Source organism: Paenibacillus sp. E194, assembly GCF_000935845.1.
Taxonomy (GTDB): domain Bacteria; phylum Bacillota; class Bacilli; order Paenibacillales; family Paenibacillaceae; genus Paenibacillus_B; species Paenibacillus_B alvei_B.
In genome coordinates, this window is record NZ_JMDX01000453.1 from 1 (window position 1) to 1907 (window position 1907).

At 46.0% G+C, this 1907-nt stretch carries 3 protein-coding genes; all 3 read right to left on the minus strand.

The annotated features are described in order from the left end of the window. The coding region (locus AZ66_RS33485; RefSeq protein ID WP_269433162.1) for an FGGY family carbohydrate kinase at positions 1-106 on the minus strand (106 nt) is incomplete at its 3' end. A 124-nt stretch (positions 107-230) separates the two neighbouring features. Beyond that, a complete protein-coding gene (locus AZ66_RS28830) occupies positions 231-1031 on the minus strand; it encodes an MIP/aquaporin family protein (protein ID WP_021259812.1) in 801 nt (266 codons plus the stop codon). A gap of 173 nt (positions 1032-1204) precedes the next feature. Beyond that, on the minus strand, positions 1205-1765 hold the full coding sequence (locus AZ66_RS28835; protein WP_021252550.1) for a glycerol-3-phosphate responsive antiterminator: 561 nt from the start codon (positions 1763-1765) through the stop codon (positions 1205-1207). Positions 1766-1907: the final 142 nt, after the last annotated feature.

Below are 1907 nucleotides of genomic sequence, written 5' to 3' on the forward strand. Positions count from 1 at the left end.
GGGCAACGTGGACAATATGTCCATCTTTGTTGAACAAAATGGCTCTGGAACTCGTTGTGCCTTGATCAAGAGATAAGATGTACTTTTCCATATAAAATTCCCCCATATTCAGTAGTGGTGAATCCCTATCGATTGAATCATCATGATTCATTTCATCGTGATCCATGCAAGAGGCTTGAGTGATCATGCACATCACGGAAAAATTATTGATTATACTCTAGCGATAGTACTTATCTAACAACATTTTTTCTAGACAAGAACAACGAAAATACTAGGATAACAAGTGCGGTACCTGATACTGCCCATATTACCGCATCAGACTGACCTAAAAATACATTTTTATAAAACAGCCCACCGAGCGAACCTCCGAGCAGCGGCCCAACGACGGGTATCCAGGCATATTTCCAATTGGAACCGCCCTTGCCTGCGATCGGCAGCAGCATGTGCGCGATTCGCGGCCCCAGGTCGCGTGCAGGGTTGATGGCGTATCCCGTTGTTCCTCCCAACGATAACCCTATACTGACAATGAGAAATCCAACAACCAGTGGATTCAAACCATCCGTGAACTTGTTGGCGCCAATCGCCAAAATACCGAGAACCAAGATGAACGTTCCAATCATTTCACTAATTAAGTTGGAGAATGGATGATAGACGGCTGGACTTGTCGCAAACACACCCAGCTTCGCACCCTGATCCTCCGTCAGTTTCCAGTGCGGCAAATAATGCAGAAATACAAGAACAGCTCCTACAATAGCGCCAAGCATCTGTGCCGCTATGTACGACGGTACATCAGCCCAAGGGAAATTCCCAATAAATGCGAGCCCCAATGTAAGTGCCGGGTTGAGATGGGCTCCGCTTATCGAACCTACGGAATATGCCGCAACCGCGACAGCCAAACCCCATCCCATCGTAATGACGATCCAGCCCGAATTAGCGGCATACGATTTCTTTAGCGATACCCCTGCACATACGCCCCCGCCGAGTGCAATCAGTATCATGGTCCCAATAAATTCTCCCCAAAACGCCGACATAATGACCCCTCCTGTTGTTCATTCCTGTTAAGAAAATGCAAAGAGACCTACGATCAAGTACACGTCGCATCTGCTGCAAGCAGAGATGACAACGCGTTTGAAAGTAGATCTCCAAGTCTCCGTAACAGTATTAACTTGATTCAAATTTTATTTAAAATTGTAAGCGTTGTCAATCACTTTTTTTCATATTTTGTCCATAATTTCGTATTCGAGGTCGTAACCGCCTCGGCACCAGCTTGCAGAGCGAGTTCCACATCTTCGCTCGTCGAGATGAACCCCCCTGCCAAAATTGGTAGGCTTGTTCGTTCTTTCACTTTGCGAATGACGTTCGGCATACCCCCTGGTAATACTTCAATGACATCGGGCTGCGTCGTCTGCAGCAGCTTGCAACTCTTCTCCAGAGCGCTATTGTCTATCAAGAAGATGCGCTGTACAGCTACGACGCCTTTTTGCTTCGCTTTTTGAATGACGCTGGATTTTGTCGACAAAATCCCGTACGGCCGATACTCCTGACAAAGGTACTCCGTCGCGTGAGCGTCGCTTTGAAGTCCTTGGATCAGATCGATATGCAAAAATAATTTCTTGTTCGCTTGATGCACCATACTGCAGGCGTGCTTAAGTTGAGCGATATGGACATCGAGCAGGACCAAATATTCGTATGGTGAAGCTACGGCTTTCTCCAAGTCTTTCATTTGCCTCGATGCGGGCAATATTCGCTGTTCATAAAAATTCATTGGTCGAGCCCCTTCGGTTGAATCGATCTCAAGTTATTCCTATGCTGTGGTAATTCTGTTCATACCTTTCTAATAGTAAGTGTGATTTTGCTCATATGCAAGTGTTTTATATCTTACGGTTCATGCAGCCACATGGAAGTAA